The sequence below is a fragment of the Pseudonocardia sp. NPDC049635 genome (genome assembly GCF_040659795.1).
Taxonomy (GTDB): Bacteria; Actinomycetota; Actinomycetes; order Mycobacteriales; family Pseudonocardiaceae; genus Pseudonocardia.
This window is the reverse complement of record NZ_JBFAON010000041.1, coordinates 14,073-33,909: the sequence shown is the minus strand read 5'-3', so window position 1 is coordinate 33,909 and position 19,837 is coordinate 14,073. Positions and strand designations below refer to the sequence as shown.

Annotated in this window: 18 protein-coding genes and 4 pseudogenes; 17 read left to right on the top strand and 5 right to left on the bottom strand. The window is 72.9% G+C overall.

Annotation, left to right across the window (positions count from 1 at the left end; genetic code table 11):
* The first annotated feature begins 72 nt into the window (after positions 1 to 72).
* Together AB0J24_RS27965 and AB0J24_RS27960 are read left to right on the top strand one after the other, a co-directional pair.
* Positions 73 to 534, top strand: a complete 462-nt coding sequence (locus AB0J24_RS27965; protein WP_358686798.1) for a hypothetical protein — start codon at positions 73 to 75, stop codon at positions 532 to 534.
* A 95-nt stretch (positions 535 to 629) separates the two neighbouring features.
* A pseudogene (locus AB0J24_RS27960) lies at positions 630 to 944 on the top strand (YmdB family metallophosphoesterase); the annotation flags it as partial.
* Positions 945 to 997: 53 nt separating this feature from the next.
* Here the strand turns inward: AB0J24_RS27960 and AB0J24_RS27955 are convergent.
* Positions 998 to 1,216: pseudogene (locus AB0J24_RS27955) on the bottom strand (hypothetical protein); the annotation flags it as partial.
* A 118-nt stretch (positions 1,217 to 1,334) separates the two neighbouring features.
* On the opposite strand from AB0J24_RS27955, the gene AB0J24_RS27950 reads away from it, so the two are divergent.
* From AB0J24_RS27950 to AB0J24_RS27930, 5 genes and pseudogenes are all read left to right on the top strand, one after another.
* A complete protein-coding gene (locus AB0J24_RS27950; RefSeq protein WP_358686796.1) occupies positions 1,335 to 1,808 on the top strand; it encodes a MarR family transcriptional regulator in 474 nt (157 codons plus the stop codon).
* 14 nt (positions 1,809 to 1,822) lie between these two features.
* Positions 1,823 to 2,131, top strand: coding sequence for an MFS transporter (locus tag AB0J24_RS27945; protein WP_358686795.1), 309 nt, complete (start codon positions 1,823 to 1,825; stop codon positions 2,129 to 2,131).
* A gap of 629 nt (positions 2,132 to 2,760) precedes the next feature.
* A complete protein-coding gene (locus tag AB0J24_RS27940; protein ID WP_358686794.1) occupies positions 2,761 to 3,096 on the top strand; it encodes an AraC family transcriptional regulator in 336 nt (111 codons plus the stop codon).
* 81 nt (positions 3,097 to 3,177) lie between these two features.
* Positions 3,178 to 3,522, top strand: coding sequence for a VOC family protein (locus AB0J24_RS27935; RefSeq protein WP_358686793.1), 345 nt, complete (start codon positions 3,178 to 3,180; stop codon positions 3,520 to 3,522).
* A gap of 150 nt (positions 3,523 to 3,672) precedes the next feature.
* Positions 3,673 to 3,970 (top strand): annotated as a pseudogene (locus AB0J24_RS27930) (acetyl-CoA C-acetyltransferase); the annotation flags it as partial.
* A 266-nt stretch (positions 3,971 to 4,236) separates the two neighbouring features.
* Here AB0J24_RS27930 and AB0J24_RS27925 read toward each other — a convergent pair.
* Both AB0J24_RS27925 and AB0J24_RS27920 read right to left on the bottom strand, forming a co-directional pair.
* On the bottom strand, positions 4,237 to 5,247 hold the full coding sequence (locus AB0J24_RS27925; protein ID WP_358686792.1) for a hypothetical protein: 1,011 nt from the start codon (positions 5,245 to 5,247) through the stop codon (positions 4,237 to 4,239).
* Positions 5,248 to 5,251: 4 nt separating this feature from the next.
* Entirely contained in the window at positions 5,252 to 6,538 is a 1,287-nt protein-coding gene (locus AB0J24_RS27920; protein ID WP_358686790.1) for a hypothetical protein, read from the bottom strand.
* A gap of 1,199 nt (positions 6,539 to 7,737) precedes the next feature.
* On the opposite strand from AB0J24_RS27920, the gene AB0J24_RS27915 reads away from it, so the two are divergent.
* The 4 genes and pseudogenes from AB0J24_RS27915 (at position 7,738) to panD (ending at position 11,086) form a co-directional block, all read left to right on the top strand.
* A complete protein-coding gene (locus tag AB0J24_RS27915; RefSeq protein WP_358686788.1) occupies positions 7,738 to 8,640 on the top strand; it encodes an iron-siderophore ABC transporter substrate-binding protein in 903 nt (300 codons plus the stop codon).
* A 334-nt stretch (positions 8,641 to 8,974) separates the two neighbouring features.
* Complete coding sequence (locus AB0J24_RS27910; protein ID WP_358686787.1) at positions 8,975 to 10,369, top strand: SidA/IucD/PvdA family monooxygenase; 1,395 nt, start codon at positions 8,975 to 8,977, stop codon at positions 10,367 to 10,369.
* A 33-nt stretch (positions 10,370 to 10,402) separates the two neighbouring features.
* Entirely contained in the window at positions 10,403 to 10,612 is a 210-nt protein-coding gene (locus AB0J24_RS27905) for an MbtH family protein (protein WP_358686786.1), read from the top strand.
* A 67-nt stretch (positions 10,613 to 10,679) separates the two neighbouring features.
* Positions 10,680 to 11,086 (top strand): annotated as a pseudogene (gene panD, locus AB0J24_RS27900) (aspartate 1-decarboxylase).
* Positions 11,087 to 11,149: 63 nt separating this feature from the next.
* On the opposite strand, the gene AB0J24_RS27895 reads toward panD, so the two are convergent.
* Both AB0J24_RS27895 and AB0J24_RS27890 read right to left on the bottom strand, forming a co-directional pair.
* Complete coding sequence (locus AB0J24_RS27895) at positions 11,150 to 11,653, bottom strand: IS110 family transposase (protein ID WP_358686784.1); 504 nt, start codon at positions 11,651 to 11,653, stop codon at positions 11,150 to 11,152.
* Positions 11,646 to 12,425 carry a transposase gene (locus tag AB0J24_RS27890; RefSeq protein WP_358686782.1) on the bottom strand — a complete coding sequence of 260 codons (780 nt, stop codon included), beginning with the start codon at positions 12,423 to 12,425 and terminating at the stop codon, positions 11,646 to 11,648. The genes AB0J24_RS27895 and AB0J24_RS27890 overlap by 8 nt, the downstream gene beginning before the upstream one ends.
* Before the next feature lie 360 nt (positions 12,426 to 12,785).
* On the opposite strand from AB0J24_RS27890, the gene AB0J24_RS27885 reads away from it, so the two are divergent.
* From AB0J24_RS27885 to AB0J24_RS27860, 6 genes are all read left to right on the top strand, one after another.
* Positions 12,786 to 13,493: a hypothetical protein gene (locus tag AB0J24_RS27885; RefSeq protein WP_358686780.1), complete on the top strand. Its 708-nt coding sequence runs from the start codon at positions 12,786 to 12,788 to the stop codon at positions 13,491 to 13,493.
* Positions 13,475 to 14,860, top strand: coding sequence for an MFS transporter (locus tag AB0J24_RS27880; RefSeq protein WP_358686779.1), 1,386 nt, complete (start codon positions 13,475 to 13,477; stop codon positions 14,858 to 14,860). The genes AB0J24_RS27885 and AB0J24_RS27880 overlap by 19 nt, the downstream gene beginning before the upstream one ends.
* The gene (locus tag AB0J24_RS27875) at positions 14,857 to 15,540 is read left to right on the top strand and encodes a formyltransferase family protein (RefSeq protein WP_358686777.1); all 684 of its coding nucleotides are present in this window, start codon (positions 14,857 to 14,859) and stop codon (positions 15,538 to 15,540) included. The genes AB0J24_RS27880 and AB0J24_RS27875 overlap by 4 nt, the downstream gene beginning before the upstream one ends.
* Before the next feature lie 347 nt (positions 15,541 to 15,887).
* The gene (locus AB0J24_RS27870; protein WP_358686800.1) at positions 15,888 to 16,985 is read left to right on the top strand and encodes a salicylate synthase; all 1,098 of its coding nucleotides are present in this window, start codon (positions 15,888 to 15,890) and stop codon (positions 16,983 to 16,985) included.
* Positions 16,982 to 18,622 (top strand): AMP-binding protein, encoded by a 1,641-nt coding sequence (locus tag AB0J24_RS27865; protein ID WP_358686776.1) that lies wholly within the window; start codon positions 16,982 to 16,984, stop codon positions 18,620 to 18,622. The genes AB0J24_RS27870 and AB0J24_RS27865 overlap by 4 nt, the downstream gene beginning before the upstream one ends.
* Complete coding sequence (locus AB0J24_RS27860; protein ID WP_358686774.1) at positions 18,619 to 19,431, top strand: alpha/beta fold hydrolase; 813 nt, start codon at positions 18,619 to 18,621, stop codon at positions 19,429 to 19,431. Before AB0J24_RS27865 ends, AB0J24_RS27860 begins: the two co-directional genes overlap by 4 nt.
* Positions 19,432 to 19,837 lie beyond the last annotated feature (406 nt).

The window sequence follows — 19,837 nt, the reverse complement described above, 5'->3', positions numbered from 1 at the left end:
ACCCACACCAGCACCCCGGGCAGCTCGTCCACGGGGCCGACCGACTGCACCCCCTGTGACCGTGGAGGGCCCGTGACCGAGCACAGTCGAGGCGACGAGGTGCGGGCCGCGCTGGATGGCTGGCCCGAGTTCCACGGCGACGACCTCGTCACCGCGGTCTGGCCGTATGACGGGCCCCGCACCCCCGAGCTCACCGCGGCCGCCGGCCAGGCGCTCAGCGAGCTGGTGCGCTACCTGAACAACACCACCCGCTACCCCGACGCGCCGGGCTCCCCCGCCGCAGTAGCGCAGCTCGTCGCCGCGGTCGAGTCCGCGGCCGCACGGTGGGATCAGCTGCTCGCGCAGCTGTCCGCGCACGTCACCGGCCATCTCCCCGAGGCGTTCACCCTCTACGACGACCGTGGTGACCGGTCGGGGGCCGATACCTGCCGGGAGGTGGCCGGGGCGCTGGACCAGGCCCGGGTGGCGCTCGGCCCGGTCGTGGCCGCACTCGCCGCCGCGGCACGGGCCGCCGACCACCTCGGCCACCACTGACAGCGCTGCGCTCCTCCCGCGCGGCCACCCGCGCCCCGAGGGTGAGCGCATGAACGCGGGCACGGCCGAGGACCGGAGCTCCGGGTGGACGTGCGATGCGAGTGCTCTGCGTCGGTGACGTCGTGGGAGAGGAGGCCGCGCACTGGCTGGGCGCCCGGATCCCGCAGCTACGCGCCGAGTACGGTTTGGACTGGGTGGTGGTCAACGCCGAGAACTGTGCGGTGACCGGACCGAACCCGATGGACGGGTTCGGCATGACCGTCGCAGTCGTCGACGACCTGCTCGAGGCCGGCGTCGATGCCATCACCGGTGGCAACCACTCCTGGGACGGCCCGGACGTGGACAAGATCCTCGCTTACCCCCAGGTCGTGCGACCCCTGAACCTCGACGAAGACCGCGGCAAAGGCCTGCTCACCCACACCGGTTCCGGAACGACGCTGAGGGTGATCAATCTGCTCTCACCGACCGCGGAGCTACCCGGCTCGGCGTTCTCCCGCTTGAGCCGCCTCAACTCCGCGGACTCCTCGGTGGTCGTGCCCGGGCGCTGGCCGACGTCAGTCTCGGCCTGGCGGAGGCGGACCCACGTGCGGACGGTCTCCGCGGTGCCGACGCCGAGCTTCTGCGCGACCGCGCCGATCGCGGCCCACTGCGAGTCGTAGTTCGGGATGCCCTCAGCGACCATCCGCTCGAGGTGGGCAACCATCACAATCTAGCAGCGCTGTTGTATTAGCGCTGTGAGAAGTGGGGATCCGACCCGCTCCGAGGACCGGCTCCAGCCCTTGCGGCGGTTGCTTGCTGCGATGGAGGCTGAGATCGAGGAGGTCTACACCGCCCGTGGTCTGCGTGGTGTCCGGCCTCGGTATGCCTATCCACTGATCAGGCTGGCTCACACCGGGCCGTTGACGATCCGTGAGCTCGCGGAGTCGTTGGGGCACACGCATTCGGCGGTCAGCCAGACGCTGGCCGGCATGCGCCGGGAGGGTCTTGTCTCCTCCGAGCCCGGTGCGGACGCCCGCACCCGGCGGATCACCCTGACCGAGCACGGGCGCTCGCTGGTGCCGTTTCTGGAGGCCGAGTGGCGGGCCACCGAGGGCGCGGTCGCTGAGTTGGACGACGAGGTCATGCCGACCGCGCTGAGCGTCGCGGTGACGGCGATGGAGGCGGCTCTGCGCCGGCGCAGCCTCACCGAGCGGATCTCTGACCGGATGGGCGATGTCCGGCCGCCACAGCCCCCCGGTGCCCGTGCGGATCCGGCGACGCGGGCAGAGGTGTGAGGCGGCGAGCTCGTGTGTTCGACGCTCGCCCGCTGCGCACCCGCCCGTTCCGGGATCTGTGGATCGGCACGTCGCTGGGGCAGTTCGGCCAGCAGGTCGCCAACCTCGCGGTCCTGCAGCAGATCTGGGAGTTGACCCGTAGTCCGGTCTGGACCGGGGCGATCGGTGTCGCCACCGCCGTCCCGATGATCGTGTTCGGGCTGCTGGGCGGATCGCTGGCCGACGTGGCCGAGCGCCGCACCATCGTTCGCGCGACGACGACACTGCCTCCCTCCACCACCGCGCACGCTCCGGGTCGTTCCCCCGGTGTTCACCTGCCGTAGCTCGCCGGGCACTCGCTGATGTGTTGTTCGCGGCGGAGTGGGACGCCGGTCGTTCATGAGCGGCCCTCCGGTGCGCAACAATGGCGTCGTGCGGACGATCACGGTCCAGCGAGGCGGCTCCCCCACGACGAGGTGGCACGCCGTCTCGGCTGCGCCGGACCCGGCTCTGCGCACCGACGTCGACAGCTACACCGAGTACGTGGAGTTCTCCACCACCCCGGTCAGCCGTCGCGAACTACCCACGACCACCAGCGTCCTGATCCTCGAGCTGGGCGAGCCCATCCTCGCCGCCGGCTCGGCCGAGGACCGGCAGCTGCGCCCGACGACGGCGTTCCTCGGCAGCCCCGGGCGCGGCCCCGCCACCACCTGGCACGCCGGTGCGCAACACTGCATCGAAGTCCGCCTCACGATGCCCGGTACCTACCGGTTCGCCGGCTCGATGCGCCACCGCGCCGGACGCGTCATCCCCCTCTCAACCCTCCTGGCACCGTGGTCGGACGAACTGCCCGGGCTGCTGCGCGCAGCCGGCTCCCCGCAGAACCGCTTCGACCTGCTCGACGACATCCTCGGCACCGCACTCGAGGCCGGCCGCCCCCCCGGATTCCGAGGTGAGCCACGCGTGGAGGCGCATGACCGACACCGCAGGAGCAGTGGTCATCGGCGAACTGGCGGAGGAGACCGGCTGGAGTCGCAGCCACCTCGCCGACCGGTTCCGTGATCAGACCGGACTCACCCCCAAGACCGCCGCCGGACTCCTCCGGTTCACCCGCGCCGTCGACCTCCTCCACGACGGCGACATGTCACTGCCCTCCGTGGCCGCCACCTGCGGCTACTACGACCAGGCCCACCTGAACCGCGATTTCCGCAGCTTCGCCGGCTGCACACCCACCCAGTGGAGGCGATCGCACCTGACCGGGCTGGTCGGCACCGGCGACAGCGCCGGCCCGGGAACATCCGCCAACTGAGTCGACATTCGTCCAAGACCGCAGGAAGTCCTCGTCGCTAGCGTGATCTCCGGTCCCGTCACGACCATCCAGGAGGCAACCATGAGCGGCGAGCCCACCCACTTCGAGTTCGGCGTCGCCAGCGCCGCGAGCGCCAGGCAGTTCTACGCGAAGCTCTTCGGTTGGACCGTTCACCCAATGGGCGACGGCGACGAGGGCTGGATCGAGACCGGCGGCATCCGCGGCGGACTGCACGAGAACGACCCCAACCCCGGCATCGTCGTCTACTTCAGCGTGCCCGACATCGAAGCGGCCCTCGCGACCGTGAAGGAACTGGGCGGCGAGCCGGGGCAGGCCAGCCCCGACGAGCCCGAGTTCGGGCGGTTCGCCGAGTGCAAGGACGACCAGGGCACCCGCTTCGGCCTGCACCAGCCGCCCGCCGCCTGATCGGCACCACCAGCACACCAGATCCCCCGGTGCCTGCTCATCGCACGGTGGGCCCGCACGAGCCCGGCGGTCCCACCGTGCGCATCGGGTCCCGGGACTCTCCGCCATCGCTGCCGTTTCGGGGTCGGACATCGCCGCAGGAGGGCAGACGTGCGCGACGTCGTCGTCGTCGATGCAGTTCGAACCCCGATCGGCAAGCGCGGGGGATCGCTCGCCGACGTCCACCCGGTGGATCTGTCCGCACAGGTCCTCCAGGCGTTGCAGGCACGTACCGGGCTGGATCCCGACACGGTTGACGACGTTCTGTGGGGATGCGCCACCCAGGTCGGAGACCAGGCCGCCCAGGTCGGACGCGCTGCGGTGCTCGCCGCCGGTTGGCCCGAATCCGTGCCCGGCGACGATCAACCGGGCGTGCGGCTCGAGCCAGTCGTCGTTGAACCTCGCTGCTCGGCTCCGGCCGCGACCTGACCGCCGACCCCAACGAACCACCGATTCCGGCGATCACACCCCGCTACTTTGCCCTGGTGACACGCTCCTTAGCGGCACCCCGGGTCGCGGTAGGCCGCGAACCGGTTCTGTGCTTCCGCGAGTCCAGGACCTGCCCGACCTGACCGGTCCCGCCGGGTCATCACCGTCGGCGAGGGCATCCGCCGCGCCCACAGGGCATCACCGGGGTGGGCGAAGCGTTCGTTGGTTGGTGAGGGCTGGTGGATCTCACAGGTCTCCCTTGAGCAGGGCGAGGATCCGGTTGTTGAGCGCGTCGGCGTCGTCGGCGATGCCGTCGAGGAGGGTGAGGGCCTCCTCGAGGCTGGGCGCCTCCCGGCTTGCGGCAGCCGGCGTGGGTGTGATCGCGTCCGGTGTCGGTGTGTGAGGAGCCGGTGTGTCGTGCTCGCCCTGCTGTGCTGCGCGGATAGCGGCGAGGGCGAGGCGGGTACGGATGGTGCGCGCGGTGACGGGGCGGTAGTCGTCGTGCCAGCCGTAGCGGTCGATCGCGGGGAGCAGGGTGGCCGCGTCGCGCCACCGCTGCGGTTCCCGGCACTCATGGCGGTGCGGATCGAGGGCGGTCGGGGCGTGGGCGCTGGTGAGGTGCATGCGGGCTGATCCGCGCCCCAGCCCGTCGAGGACGCCGAGGATCTCCAGCCAGCGCACGACCGCACAACTCGGACAGCGCCGCGGGTCCGGGTCGGCGGGCACCGCCTGATCACCGACCCGCACACCATCGTCGGCGACGTCGACCTGGGCGGGGGCCAGCCCTCGGACGTGTGCCTGCGGCAGGTTCAGGACCAGGGCGGTGACGACCAGGAAGGCGTCGCGGCGCCCGTGCAGTCCGTGCGGCCAGCCGCGGGTCGCGCAGGCAGCGATCATCTCGACCGGGTCCGCCCCACCCGCGCGAGCCGCCCGGAGCCGCGGGGCCGGGCCCGGTAGCGCCGCCGGTCCGCTCTGCGGGTGGTCCAGCAGGTGCCCGGCCCGGCGGTGCGCGTCGGCGATCGCACGGACCCGCCGCGCCTGGGTGGCCGGACGGGCCGGGAGCGCGGCGAAGAACCCGGCCAGCGCGGCGACCGTGGTCGGCAGCGCCGGCTGCCCGGTCGCGGTGGTGTAGTCGCAGAACAACACCCACTCCCGGCGGTAACCCGCCCCCGCAGCGTCCCGCAGCGGCGCGGTGTCACTGACCGGACCCGCGTGATCAGCGGCCGGTCGAGAAGCCTCACCCGGGATGGGGGTCATCGGCTCACAGTCCGAGTTGGGTGACGGCGTTGCCGGCGAGTGGGGTGTGGTCGCGGTCGTAGGTTTCGATCATGGCGTCACTGGGGTGTCGGGTCTGGCGGCGCACCGAGCGGTGATCAGCCCCGGCGCGGCGGGCGGTGGTGACGAAACCGGCGCGCAGCGAGTGGAACCCGACCGGCCCGGGCAGGTCCGCGGCCTGGGCGCGGCGGCGGACCATGGCGTGCAGAGCGTCCCCGGTCATCGCGGTGTCGGTGAGCGTCCCGCCACGGCGGATCCCGCGCAGAAGCGGTGCGTCGCCGGCCAGCGCGGGCACCGGCGCACGCCACGCCCGGGACACCTGCCCGGTGCCCGCAGCTCCTGCGGCGGCGGGCTCGGCCGGTGCAGAGGTGCCGGCGACGGAGGCGGTGGTGGCGAGGTGGGTGAACAGGTGGGTCAGGTCGGGCCGGGGCGGGGTTTCCAGGACAGCGCGCATCAGGGCCGGCCGCCCGTGCCGGGCGGCGTCAAGGAGTTGGAGCCAGCGCAGCACCACGCACGGTGGGCAGGTCCCCGGCCGGGTGCCGTAGGGCAGCACGACGGTGGCGCCGCGCCCGGTCTGGTCGGTCTTGGACCTGCGGATGTGCACGTGCAGCCCGTCGACCGGGTGGAACGTCAGGTCGGTGACGGTGAGGGCGGCGAGTTCGCTGCGACGTAGGGCTCCGGTGAACCCGATCAGCAGCGCGGCCGCGTCCCGTGCGGCGATCAACCCGGCCGGCCAGGTCCCGAACCCGAGCCCGGCCAGGACGGTGCGCAGGTCGTCGAGCAGCAGCGGGCGCATCTGGTGCCTGGAATGGGCACGGGCGCGTTTGATACCTGTCAGCACCGCACCGACCCCCGGGTCGCGGGTCGGGGACCGGTGACCGGCGTCGTGGTGGACGGCAGCGATCGTCGCCAGCCGCCGACCCATCGTCGCCGGAGAGAACACCACCTGCCCGGTGGGAGTGCGGGTGGCCTCCAGGTCAGCGAGGTAGAGCCGCACGGTGTCCACCGCCGCCGGCAACGCCGCCAGCCCCGCAGCGGTGCACCAGCGAGCGAAGTGGGCCCAGTCCCCGGCATACGCGGCGCGGGTGCTCGCCGCGCGGGCCGCGACCGCGTGCGCGTCAGCGCGCTCGGCCAACGCGGCAAGGGAGGCGGCGCGGGCCGCCGCGGCCGCGACACCACCGGCCAGCACCCCCGTGTCGAGCCCGGCCGCGGCGCCCCCACCAGCACCCTGATCGACCGCTATCCCGCTGTCTGGGGTGCTTTCGGTGCTCATCGGGGGCCTTCCTGTCGGCATGGACCTGCGCCCGCATCGGCAGGATAGGTCAGATAACGGGAGATTTACTGACCATCTGGCGCCGGAGATCTAACCGCGGAGCTGAGGACGGGGAGCGGTGGCGTGTTGCAGCCCGATGGTGCAGCGTATGACCCAGTAGCGGGTGAGGTGCCCCACGGTCCGGACATCTGGTGTGATCCGTTGGAGTTTCTCATGATGTGCGGCATCAGTCGGACGCTCAAGACCCTTATCTGATCGTGTGGAGCAATCCTGGAGCACGTCGTCGGTGGTGGGTTGGATCGGGCCGCGTTGTAGGGCGGGCTACTGCACCAGTTGACCTGTGTAGACGCGCATTTTTCCAGGTCGCGGCGCGGTTCGAACGATCCTGGCAGTCAAGGGGTCAGGGGTTCGAATCCCCTCAGCTCCACCCTGATCACAAGACCGGAACCGGGTCACTGGTTCCGGTCTTCTGCGTTGCTGACCTGCGACGACGCCGTGTTTCTCGATCCCGAGACGGTCATCTTCGTTGATCATCTGAGTCCACTGTGGTCCTGATCTGGAGCAGATCTGGAGCACACTGCTTCGGGGCGCGAAATGGGGTCGGGATTCTGCTGCAGGGTCTGTGGGCCGTTCGGGTGAACGTGGTGCTGTTCGATGCGGTGCGCTGCGGTATGGCGAGGCCGGCGATCCGCGTGGTCAGGCGGTCGGACAGTGATCGGTCGGGGGAGCCGTCCTGGGAAGGGGTCACGCGATGGCCGGGTTCGGTGCGATGGTCACCTCCGGCGGTGTCGGGGGCCGGGCTCCGAGGGACATCGAGATGGCGGGGCATGGGACGAGGCCGACCGCGCCCGTGGTGACGGTGCTGTCCGGCGGTGATGAGGGCGCTGTGGATCGGCGGACGGGCAGGCCGGTCCTCCGGAGTCGGCGTGTGCTCGACGACGGGTGGCGAGCGGGGGATAGCGACGTCGTTGCGCCCCACCTCGTTCCGGGCGATCGGCGGGCGCGGACGTCGTCGCGTCCTCATCGGACCGTCGTAACACGCGAGGCCCCCGTACCGATGCGGCCGCGGATCTTCCCCGAGGTGGCGAAGCAGCGTAGTTTGCGAGGCATGCCTACCTTAAGTCGCCGAGGCGTCCTCGGCGCCGCCGTCTGCGGCGCGCTGCTGTTCGGGACCGTCGCGTGTGGCAGCGATCCGTCCGGTGCCCCCCGACACCGCGCAGGGCTCGGTCACGGTCACCCATGCACTCGGCACCACGACGGTGCCGCCGGGCGTCACGCGGATCGTGGCCCTCGGGCCCACCGGGTTCGACGTGGCGCTGGCCCTCGACGCCCCCGTCGTCGGGGCCTCCTCCAGCGGTAGCGAATCCGGCCTCTCCCCGTGGACGTCGCAGGCCGCTGGGGCCTCGGACGTCGAGGTGCTCCCCGTGACCGGCGAGGCCACCGAGGTGGACGTCGAGCAGGTCGCCGCCCTGCAGCCGGACCTGATCTTCGCCCCGGGGTACTTCGCCCTGGAGAAGGCCTACCCGCAGCTCAGCGCGATCGCGCCGACGATCGGCTACCAGAAGGGTCCGGCCCAGGACACCTGGCAGGAGATGACGACGCAGCTCGCGACGGCGCTCGGCCGCCCGGCCGACGCCGAGCGGGTCATCGGCCAGGTGCAGGCGAAGCTCGACGAGACGCGGGCCGCGAACCCGGCCCTGCAGGGCGCCACCTACACCTTCGGCTTCGTGCAGCCCGGTGCGGTGACTGCGCTGCGCGACCCGGACGACGCGATGAACTCGGTGCCCGCGGCACTGGGTCTGTCGCTGTCGCCGCAGATCCTCGCGCTGCCGAAGGGGGAGTCGTTCGGTGTGCAGCTCTCCGCCGAGCAGATCGCGTCGCTCGACGCCGACGTCCTCGTCCTCTTCGACGGCGGCGACACCGAGGCGCGCACGACCCTGGAACGGAACCCGCTGTTCGAACGGCTGCCGGTGGTGCAGCGCGGGGCCGTCGTGACCTACGACTACGACGAGTTCATCGGCCTGCGCAACCCGTCTCCGCTGTCGATCCCGTGGATCGTCGACCGGATCGCCCCGCGCCTGTCGGAGGCCGTGTCCCGGTAGCCCTCTGCCCGTCCACAGCGGACGGCGCCGGTCGCCGGGCGCCGTCCGCTGTCGTGTGCGGAGGGCTCGTCCGCCGGTCGAGGTCCGGTCGAACCGGGCGGAGCGACTGATATTCGGCACACCTTCCTGGCGTAACGCTGACGCTGAGTAGCTTCATCCGAAAGGGTGACGATGTGTACCCGGGAAGTGCTCCGACGTGCGGTTTCGGCCGGTGTGGGGTTTTGCGTTACGCCACTCTCTAGGCGGAACGGCGACCCGTGTGTTCAAGTTAGCCTCGCCTTAGAGATGGATAGCCAACCATGTGAAAAGGACTGTGATGGCCGACCCTGTTGGCATGCGAACCGGCACCGACCAGGAGATTCTCGACGTCCTGGGCGTCGGCTTCGGGCCGTCCAACCTGGGCGTCGCGATCTCACTGCTCGAGCACAACGCGTCGATGACCGGTGCGGGCCGGATGACCGGCTGCTTCGTCGAGCGCCAGGAGGCGTTCGGGTGGCACCGCGGGATGCTCCTCGAGGACGCCACGATGCAGGTCTCGTACCTCAAGGATCTGGTCACTCTGCGTGACCCTCGGAGTGCCTACTCCTTCCTGTCCTACCTGCACGACCGCGGCCGGCTCGCCGACTTCATCAACTACGGCAGCAGCTTCCCCACACGCCGGGAGTTCCACGACTACCTCGAGTGGGCGGCGGGACGGGTCGAGCGGGCCGGTTCCGACGTCTCCGTGAGCTACGCGACCGAGGTGCTGGAGATCCTCCCCGTGCGGGACACCGGCCCGGTCGAGCTGTTCGACGTCGTCGTGCGCACGAACGCGGGCGGCGCCCGCCGGATCCGGACCCGCAACGTCGTCCTCGCCTGCGGCATGGTTCCGGTGCTGCCGGCCGGCGTCGTCACCGGCGACCGGATCTGGCACAACCGGGACCTGCTGTTCCGTACCGGCGGGATGGCCGGGACCGCGCCGACCCGGTTCGCCGTGGTCGGTGCGGGGCAGAGTGCCGCGGAGACCGTCGAGCATCTGCATCGCACGTTCCCGAGTGCGGAGGTGCACGCGGTGTTCGCCCGCTACGGCTACAGCCCTGCTGATGACACGTCGTTCGCCAACCGGATCTTCGACCCGGGGGCGGTGGACGATTTCTTCACCGCGCCGGAGGAGGTGAAGGACCGGATCCTGGGCTATCACGCGAACACCAACTACTCGGTGGTCGATCCGGAGCTGATCGAGGGTCTGTACCGGACGCACTATCACGAGCGGGTCGCGGGGACCGAGCGGCTGCGTTTCCGGAACGTGTCACGGGTGGCCGATGTCGTGGATGTCGGGGACCGGGTGGAGCTGGCTGTGGAGTCGCTGATCGACGGTTGGCGTGAGGTCATCACCGCGGACGCGGTGGTCTACGCGACCGGCTACCGCCCCGCCGACCCGCTGTGGTTGCTGTCCGGCGGCCTGGACGACGCCTGCGCCCGCGACGCCCGCGGTCGGCTGTACGTGCGGCGCGACTACCGGCTCGACACCGCCGCGCTCGCCGACGGCACGCCGGTGCACGCCGGCATCTACGTCCTGGGGCCGACCGAGCACACGCACGGCATCACCTCGACCCTGCTGTCCAACACCGCGGTGCGCTCCGGCGAGATCGTCGCGTCGCTGGCCGCGGCCGGGACCGATCCCGGCCCACCGCCGCCCGCCGGCGCCGACCGGTCCGACCCGCTCCCCGCCGGTCGCGTCGCACGCTGACCCGACCCCACTCCGACGACCGAGGAGACAGCCATGTCCGTGAACCCGTTCGACGACGAGACCGGGACGTTCCACGCCCTGGTCAACGACGAGGGCCAGTACTCCCTGTGGCCCGCGTTCGCCGCCGTCCCCGCAGGCTGGCAGGTCGCGCACGGTCCGGCCGACCGTGCGTCCTGCCTCGCACACATCGAACAGAACTGGACCGACCTGCGCCCGCGCAGCCTGGTCGAGCGCACCGCCTGACCGGCCCACACCCTCACCCCGAAACGGAAGGAACCCCATGTCCGGCCCCGCCGATGTCCTCCCGCAGGTGTACCGCACGCTGCTCAGCGGCAAGATCCACCGCGCCACGGTCACCCAGGCCGACCTGCACTACGTCGGTTCGCTGACGTCGACGAAGACCTCATGGACGCGGCCGGGCTGGTCGAGGGCGAGAAGGTCCAGGTCCTCGACATCGACAACGGCAACCGCCTCGAGACCTACGTCATCACCGGTGAGCGCGGTACCGGCGTGATCGGGGTGAACGGGGCCGCGGCCCACCTGGTGCACCCGGGCGACCTCACGATCATCGTCGCCTACCAGCAGGTCCCGGAGTCCGCGGTGGCCGACCACCTGCCGCGTGTCGTCCACGTCGACGGTCACAACCGGATCGTCGAGCTCGACACCGACCCCGCCGCGCCGGTGCCGGGAGCCCTCGACCAGCTCGCCGGTCGCTGAGCCGTCCGCCCCCACCGTGCAGGAGGAGCACCCCTGATGAGACACCCTCTGTCAACCTCCGGGTCAGGCTGCGCGTCCGAGGGCGCGGTTGCGGTTGGCGACGTGGACGTCCTCGTCGTAGCAGACGCCCTTGGTCAGGCAGTGCCAGAGGATCTCCAGCCAGCGGTTTCCGAGGGCACGCAGCGCGTTGTGGTGCGATTTCCCGGCGGTGATCTTGGCGTTGTAGAACTCACGGGCCCAGCCGCTTCTGGTGAGGCTGCAGAACGCCCATTGGTGCACGGCGTCACCGAGGTAGCGGTTGTGCGCGAGCCGGCGGGCGACAACGAAGTCACTCTTGCCGGACCGGCGGGTCACTGGTGCTTTCCCGGCGTAGCACTGCAACCCGTTCGGGGAGTCGAACTGGCCGATGTGTTCGCCGATCTCACCGGCGACCCGAGCTGCGAGGCGGTCTCCCAGGCCGGGGAAGCTCAGGTAGATCACCCCGCCTGGGAACGCCTTCCCCGGGTCGGGGTCCTCCACCACGTGGTCCCGGCCGGTGCGCCGTCCGCCGAGCAGCAGCTCACCCATGCGGGCTTCCCAGCCGCGGCGGGCCTCGTGCAGGGCCAGCAGTTGGACCGCGGCCAACCGGATCCCGGCCGCCTTGGCCCGCACCAGATAGTCCCGGGTCGGCAGACTCGGGACTATCTGGTGCGGGTGCGGCGGTGACGCGGTCGGCGAACCGGCCGGGCCAGCCGTGGCGCCCGGCCCGGGCGAAGGCCTCGACCTCCTCGCGGGTGGCGGCGGCGAGTTCGGCCTGGGTGGGCCAGCGTTCGAGCAGCCGCAGCATGGTGGGCGCGCCCAGGTCCTTACCGGCCAGGGCGAGCGCGGCCGGGTAGGTGGTCTGCAGGTCGGCGCGCAACCGGTTGAGCAGCCGGCGTTGGTCGCGGGCGGCACGTTCGTCGTCGCGGCCGATCGCGCGCAACTCGGCACCGACCGCGCCGTGCGGGACCAGGGTCTTGAGCACGGCGTGCCGGTCCAGAGCCAGCAGACAGCAGATCCGGGCGTCCTCGGCGTCGTCCTTCTTCCGCGCCGGGCCACGCCGGCGCGCGACCAGGTCGGGGTTGACCGGCAGCACCGTGAACCCCGCGTCCAACAACGCTTCGACCAGCAGCCCGTGCCGAGTCTCGAGCACCACCCGAACCTCGGCCGGGTCCGGCTCCAGCCGCAGCGCGCGCTCGATCAACGCGGCGACCCCGTCCGGGCCGTGGTCGATACGGAACTGGGCGATCACTCCTTTCTCGATCGTTCCGAGGGCGACGTCATGAAACTGTTCGGCCCAGTCGATGCCGATTCCCAACACCGCGATGTCTCCTTCCGCCGACCACATTCTGCGTGCTGTGCTCGGCGGACCGGGAAGGCGCTGCGTCGTGCTGATGAACCAGTCCTCGCGGGACCACACCCTCCTGGGCGTCAGACCTTCGCCGGGGCCCGGCAGGGGCGCCGTCTCATCTCAGTCCTCACCGGACAAGCACCGAAAGCGCTCCCTGCCGGGATCCACCGTGCGAAAGGAAGGTAGAGCCATCAGCCCCGTGTCCACCGACGAGCTCCGTGCGCTGACGCGGTCCTCCCCGGTCCCTCGACGACCTGGTCCGCCGCTACCGGATCGGGAGCGACGACCGGACGCTGGCAGGAGGTCATCGACGCGGCCGCCCCGCTGCCCGTGCGGCACCCGCGCGGCGGGGGTGACACCCGCGCGACCGTCCGGGAGACCACCGCGTCCTGCCCCGGTGACGTCGTCACGGTGCTCGCGCGGCGCCACCGGGCCGGGGCCGAGGCGGTGCTGCTCGCCGCACTCGGCGAGGCGCTCACCGTCACCGGACCCGACGGGCCCGTGCTGGTCGACCTGGAGCACCACGGCCGCGCCGAGGAGCTCGGCCCCGACATCGACCTGGTCCGCACGGTCGGCTGCCTCACCGTGCTCGCCCCGGTCCCCGCGTCGGGCACCCCCGGACCGGAGGTGCCCGCCGCGGCCGCGGCGCTCGCCAGGGCCCGCGACGCCGTCGCGGCTCCGCCCGGGCGCGGCCTGGGCTGGGACCTGCTGCGGTACCCGGCCGACGGCACCCCACGGGTCACCGGGCCGGGAGCGGAGGTCGCGCTGAACTGGCTCGGTCGCACCACCCGGCCCGCCGGGACCGCAGGCGGCGGCTGGGAGCTCGCCCCGGAGCAGGACGCGGTGCGGGTCGGGCCCGCGCCCGACGTGCGTGTCGGGCACTCGCTCGTCGTCGACGTGCTGGTGCGCGACACCGCCGAGGGCCCCGTACTGGAGACGACCTTCGGCCACCCCACCGGCGTCCTCGACGCCCGCACGGTCGACCGGGTCGCGGCGCGCTGGGTCGAGGTCCTCACGACATGGGTGGGGCGTCGCTGATGGCGTCCCTGCTCGTCGATGTCAGCCCGCTGCGCGAGGACCGGACCTTCCGCAACCTGTTCGTCGCCCGGACCATCCTGCTGTTCGGGGTCGGGATCGTCGCGGTCACCGTGCCGCTGGAGGTCTACGCCCGCACCGGTTCCACCCCCGTCGTCGGGATGGTCACCGCGATCGAGTCGGTCGCGTTCGTCGTCGGCTACCTCGGCGGCGGGGTCCTCGCCGACCGGGTGGACCGCTGGCTGCTGGTGCGGGTCACCTGGCTGATCAGCGGGACGACGTTCGCCGGTCTCGCGGTGAACGCCGCCTGGATCGGCTCGACCCCGTTGACCGCCGCGCTGGTCGCCGCCAACGGGCTGTCCGGCGCCACCTGCATCACCGCCATGCTCGCCGTGACCCCGTCCATCGTGGACCGGGCGAAGCTGCATGCGGTCGGTGCGCTGAACACCGTGTCGCTGCGGCTCGGCGCGGTCGTCGCACCGGCCGTCGGGGGCATCGTGTTCGCGGTCGCCTCCGCCGCCTGGAACTACACCGCGGGCGCGCTGGCCGCCGCGGCGACCTGGGTGCTGCTGATGGTCGCGCCACCGCCCGGCCGGGGACGGACCGTCGCGGCCGACCCGCTACCGACCACCGGGCCCGCACCCGGTGCGTCGGGGCCGCCCGGCACCTCCGCCGGCCCCGGGACCGACGCCACCGGCGACCGGTCGGTCGCCGACGGGCCGCCGGACCCGGCCGAGAGCCCGCTGGCCGCGCTGCGGTCCGGCGCCCGGTTCGCCGTCCGGGAGCCGGTGGTGTTCGGCGTGATGGTGGCCGGACTGGTCGGGATGGTCGGGGGCGGCTCGTTCGTGCTGTTCCCGGCGTTCGTCGAGGCCCGCTTCGGGGGTTCGTCCACCGTCGTCGGCCTCATGTACTCGGCGCTCGCCACCGGGGTCGTGCTCGGCTCGCTGGGCAGCGGCTGGGTCCGGCGCAGCCCGCGGCCCGGCCGTCTCCTGCTGGTGCTGATGGTCGCCTGCTACGCCTGCTACGCCTGCTACGCCCTGGCGGGAGCGGCACCGACCGTGGCGCTGGTGCTCGCCGCTCTCGTCGCCGCCGGTGCCACGAACGCGATCGAGGAGGTGCTGCGGTACACGCTGCTGCAGCTCCGTACCCCCGACGCCCTGCTGGGCCGGGTGAACAGCCTGTTCGCCGCCCAGGCCATGACCGGCGCCGCGATCGGCGCCGTCGTCGCCGGGTTCGTCGGCGGCGTCGTCGGCGACGGCGACGCGCTCTGGGCCTACAACACCGTCACCGGCCTGGTCGCCGCCGCGACCGGGCTGCTGCTCGGACCGCTGCGCCGAGTCACCCGCGCATCCATCGAGGAGGAACGATGATCTTCGTCGGCGACGGCGCCCTGCTGTGGCGCGCCGTCCGGCACGCCCGGGCCGACGGCCACCCCGTCGACCTCGTCTGCCACGGACCCCGCACCACCCCGCCGCCAGGGTTCGCCCCGGACGCGGCCCGCACCGTGCAGAGCGGGCACGACCTGGAGGCGCTCGCCGGGGAGCTGGCCGCACGCTGCACCGACGGTCTGCTGTGGTCGGTCGACAACCCGTTCCTGTTCCGGGAGAAGGTGCTGGCCTCGGGGCTGCGGCTGCTCAACGTGCACGGGGGGCCGCTGCCGTCCTACCGCGGGTTGCCGCCGGTGACGGCGGCCTACGCCGTGCTGCGCGGCGAGACCACCTTCGCCGCGACCCTGCACGAGGTCGACGCCGGCATCGACACCGGTCCGGTGCTCGCCGAGGCGCGGTTCCCGGTCGACCCCGACGCCGTCCTGGAGGACGTGCTGTCGGACCTGGTCGAGGCCGCGCACCGGGCCTTCACCGAGAACCTCGCCGCGGTCGTCGACGGCACCGCCGGACCGGCCCGCACACCCGAGGGCGACCCCGGCTACTACGGGCTCGCCGAGGGACTCGAGCTCGCCGGGATGCGCGACCACCCGCGCTACGACCAGGCCACCGACCTGGGGATGTTCGCGGACTACTACCCCGACGCCGCGGCGGCCTGGGGCTGACCCGGCGCCGCCGCCACCCACCACGTCCCGGCACCTCCACGACCCCACCCCCGGTGGCGCGAGCGCCGGGCCGAAGGAGATCCGACCATGTCCACGACCACCGAGGCGGCCGGCCCGCCGCACACCGACCCGGCCCCCACCGAGCGGACCCGGTCCGCCGCCGACCGGATCGCCGGCGCCACCGCGATCGCCCGCGCGGTACCCGACGGGGACCCCTACGTGCTCTACGAGCGCGGTGACGACGTCTTCCTGGCCGCGGGTACCACCGCCGAGGTCGTGCTGGGCCCGGACGGCCTGACGTCACCGCACCCGGCGGCACCCGGCACGAACCGCTCGACGCGGACCCGCTGGGCCAGGTCGCCGCCGCCCTCGCCGAGGTCGGCGGCACCGGGTGGCAGGCCTTCGGCTGGGCGTCGTTCGAGCTGGCCCACCTCCTGCACGGCGGGGAGCTGCCCGCGGGCACGGGCACCCTGCTGCACCTGCTGCTTCCCCGCCACCGCGCGCACCTGCACCCCGGCGGCGCGGACGTCGACACCGCCGACGACGCCGTCGCGCGGGCCTGGCGGGACGCGATCCTCGGTGCCGGGCCCACCGGGCCGCGCACCGGGCCGCCGGTGACCGTCGACGAGTCCGCCCGCGCCGAGGCCTACCGCGGCTCGGTCGCCGCGGCCGTCGCCGAGATCGCCGAGGACCGTTTCCGCAAGGTCATCCTGTCCCGCACCGTCCCGGTCACCGAGCCGGTCGACCTGCCGGCCACCTACCGGCACGGCCGGGTGCACAACACCCCGGCCCGCTCGTTCCTGCTGCGGCTCGGCGGGCTGGAGGCGGCCGGGTTCAGCCCGGAGACCGTGGTCGAGGTCGCCGCCGACGGGACCTTCTCGACCCAGCCGCTGGCCGGCACACGGGCCCGGTCGGGGGAGCCGGGACGCGACGCCGAGCTTTCCGACGAGCTGCGGCGCGACCCCAAGGAGATCTACGAGCACGCCGTCTCGGTGCAGGTCGCCCAGGACGAGGTGTCGCAGGTGAGCGACCCGGACGCCGTCGTCGTGAAAGAGTTCATGCGGGTGGTCGAGCGCGGCAGCGTCCAGCACCTCGCGTCCCGCGTCCGCGGCAGGCTGCGGCCCGGCGCCACCGCCTGGGACGCGCTGGGGCGGCTGTTCCCCGCGGTCACCGCGTCCGGGCTCCCGAAGGCCCCGGCGTGCGCGGCGATCAGCCGCCACGAGGGTGCGCGTGGACTCTACAGCGGCACGGTGCTCACCGTCGACCACACCGGGGCGCTCGACGCCGCGCTCGTGCTGCGCGCGATCTACCGCGCGCAGGGCCGGACCTGGCTGCGGGCCGGGGCCGGGATCGTCGGGGCGTCCACACCGGAACGGGAGCTGGAGGAGACCCGGGAGAAGCTGCGCAGCGTCAGCCGGTTCCTGGTCGGGGAGGAGACGCCGTGACCGTGCTCATCGACGGGGCGCTCGGCTGGCCCGACGCCGACGCGGCGCGCTACCGGCGCGAGGGCTACTGGGGCGAGGACACCCTCGGTGACCTGCTGGCGCAGTGGGCCGGGCGGTACGGCGACGCCGTCGCCGTCGTCGCGGGACCGAGCCGGCAGACCTACGCCGAGCTGGACCGGGCCGCGGACGCCCGCGCCCGCTCGCTGCGGGCGCTCGGGATCTCCGAGGGCGACCGCGTCGTGGTGCACCTGCCCAACGTCGCCGAGTTCCCGGTGATGTTGTTCGGGCTGCTGCGGGCCGGGGCGGTGCCGGTGCTCACCCTGCCCGCGCACCGGCAGGCAGAGATCGAGCACCTCGCCGCGCTGTCCGGGGCCGTCGCCTACGTCGGACCCGAGTTCATCGAGGGTTTCGACGACCGCGAGCTCGCGTTGCAGGTGGCGAAGGCGGTGCCCTCGCTACGGCACCTCCTCGTCGACGGCGAGCCCCTGCCGGGGACCACCGCGATCGCGGACCTGCCCGCCGGCACCGCCGAGCCGCTCCCGCGGCCCGACCCCGGGCAGGTCGCGGTCCTGCTCGTCTCCGGCGGCACCACGGGCAAGCCGAAGCTGATCCCGCGCACCCACCGCGACTACGCCTACAACGCCCGGGCCAGCGCCGAGGTCTGCGCGCTCACCGCGCACGACGTCTACCTCGCCTGCCTGCCGCTGGCGCACAACTTCCCGCTGGCCTGCCCGGGCCTGCTCGGCGCGCTCGGGGTGGGGGCCACGGTCGTGCTCGCGCCGGTCCCGAGCCCGGACGTCACCCTCGGTCTGGTCGCGGCCGAAGGCGTCACGGTCACCGCGATGGTGCCGCCACTGCTGCGGCTCTGGGCCGACCTCGCCGGCGACGGTCGCGGGTCCTGGGACCTGTCGACGCTGCGCCTGGTCCAGGTCGGCGGGGCCAAGTGCGACGCGACGCTGGCCCGACGCGTGCGCCCCGAGCTCGGCGCCACCGTGCAGCAGGTCTTCGGGATGGCCGAGGGGCTGTTGAACTACACCCGGCTCGACGACCCCGACGACCTCGTCGCGGTCAGCCAGGGGCGCCCGCTCAGCCCGGCCGACGAGGTCCGGGTCGTCGACCGTGACGGCGCCGATGTCGCGGAAGGTACGGCGGGGGAGTTGTGGACCCGCGGCCCGTACACGCTGCGTGGCTACTACCGGGCCCGTGAGCACGACGCCACCTCGTTCACCCCGGACGGCTACTACCGCACCGGTGACCTGGTGCGCCGGCTCCCGAGCGGGCACCTGGTCGTCGAGGGCCGGATCAAGGACGTCGTGAACCGCGGCGGCGAGAACGTGGCTGCCACCGAGCTGGAGGAGCACCTGCTGGCACACCCGGACATCGCCGGCGCGGCCGTCGTCGGGATCCCGGACGACGACCTGGGCGAGGCGGTGTGCGCCGTGATCGTCCCGGCGCCCGGCGCGACGCCGCCGAAGCGGCGTGCGCTGCGTACCTTCCTCACCGAGCGCGGGCTGGCCCGGTTCATGTCACCGGACCGGGTCGTCGTCCGCGACGCCCTGCCGCTCACCGCCGTCGGCAAGATCGACAAGCGGGCGCTGGGTGTGCTGCTCACCGCCGAGGGGAAGGTGCCCCGATGACGGTCACGAACCTCAACGGCATCCGGCTGTCCTGGACCGACCACGGCGGCGACGGCCGGCCCGTCGTCCTCGTGATGGGCACCGGCAGCCCGGGGCGGGTCTGGCAGACCCACCAGGTGCCCGCGCTGCGCGACGCGGGCCACCGGGTCCTGACCCTCGACAACCGGGGCATCCCGCCGACCGACGAGTGCGCGCACGGGTTCACCGTCGACGACATGGCCGCCGACGTGCTCGCCCTCGTCGCGCACCTCGACACCGGCCCGGCCGCGCTCGTCGGCACCTCGCTCGGCTCGCGCGTCGTGATCGAGGCGGCACTGGCCCGGCCGGACCTGGTCACCCGGGTCGTCGCGATGGCCGCGCACGCCCGGCTCGGCCCGGTGCAGCGGGCGATCACCGCCGGCGAGATCGCTCTGGCCGACGCCGGTGTCGAGCTGCCCGAGGGCTACCACGCCGCGGTGTCCGCGTTGCAGTACCTGTCGCCGGCGACCCTGCGCGTCGACCGCGACACCCAGGACTGGCTGGACGTCCTGGCGTTCGCCGGGGCCGGTGTGTCGAAGGGTCTCCGGGCCCAGCTGCAGGTGTCGATGGCGCTGCGCGACCGGACCGAGGCCTACCGGGCACTCACCGTGCCGCTGCTGGTGCTCGCCTTCGCCGACGACGCCGCCATCCCGCCGCACCTGAGCCGCGAGGTCGCCGACGCCGTGCCCGGTGCCCGCTACGTCGAGGTCGCCGACGCAGGGCACTACGGCTACCTCGAACGGCCCGACGAGGTGAACCGGGAGACGGTCGAGTTCCTCAGCGACCGGTAACGGGCACGGGCGCCACCCGGGCCAGCACCGGACGCAGCCGGTCGAGCAGCCGGCCGGTGACACCACGTTCGGTGCCTGCAGGACGATCGCCCCGTCGAGGCGGATCGGGACGTACGTCGTGCGCGACAGCGCCTGCGCCACCGCCGGGCTGCTCTCGAAGCGCCGGCGGTCGGCCGCGGTCGGGAAGCTCATGACGACCAGATCCGCCTCGGCCGGACGACCCGCCTCCTCGTAGAAGAGCGCGACCGGTGGTGAAGGTCGGCGGCAGCCCCAGCACCGCACCATCACCGCGCGACGACAGCGCACAAGGGCTGCGGTGGATAGTCTGCACGTCACCGCCTGGTCTCCGGGGCCCGGCCGGACCCGGGGCGGTCACTGACCGCCGACGTTGATCCGCGTCCCCGGT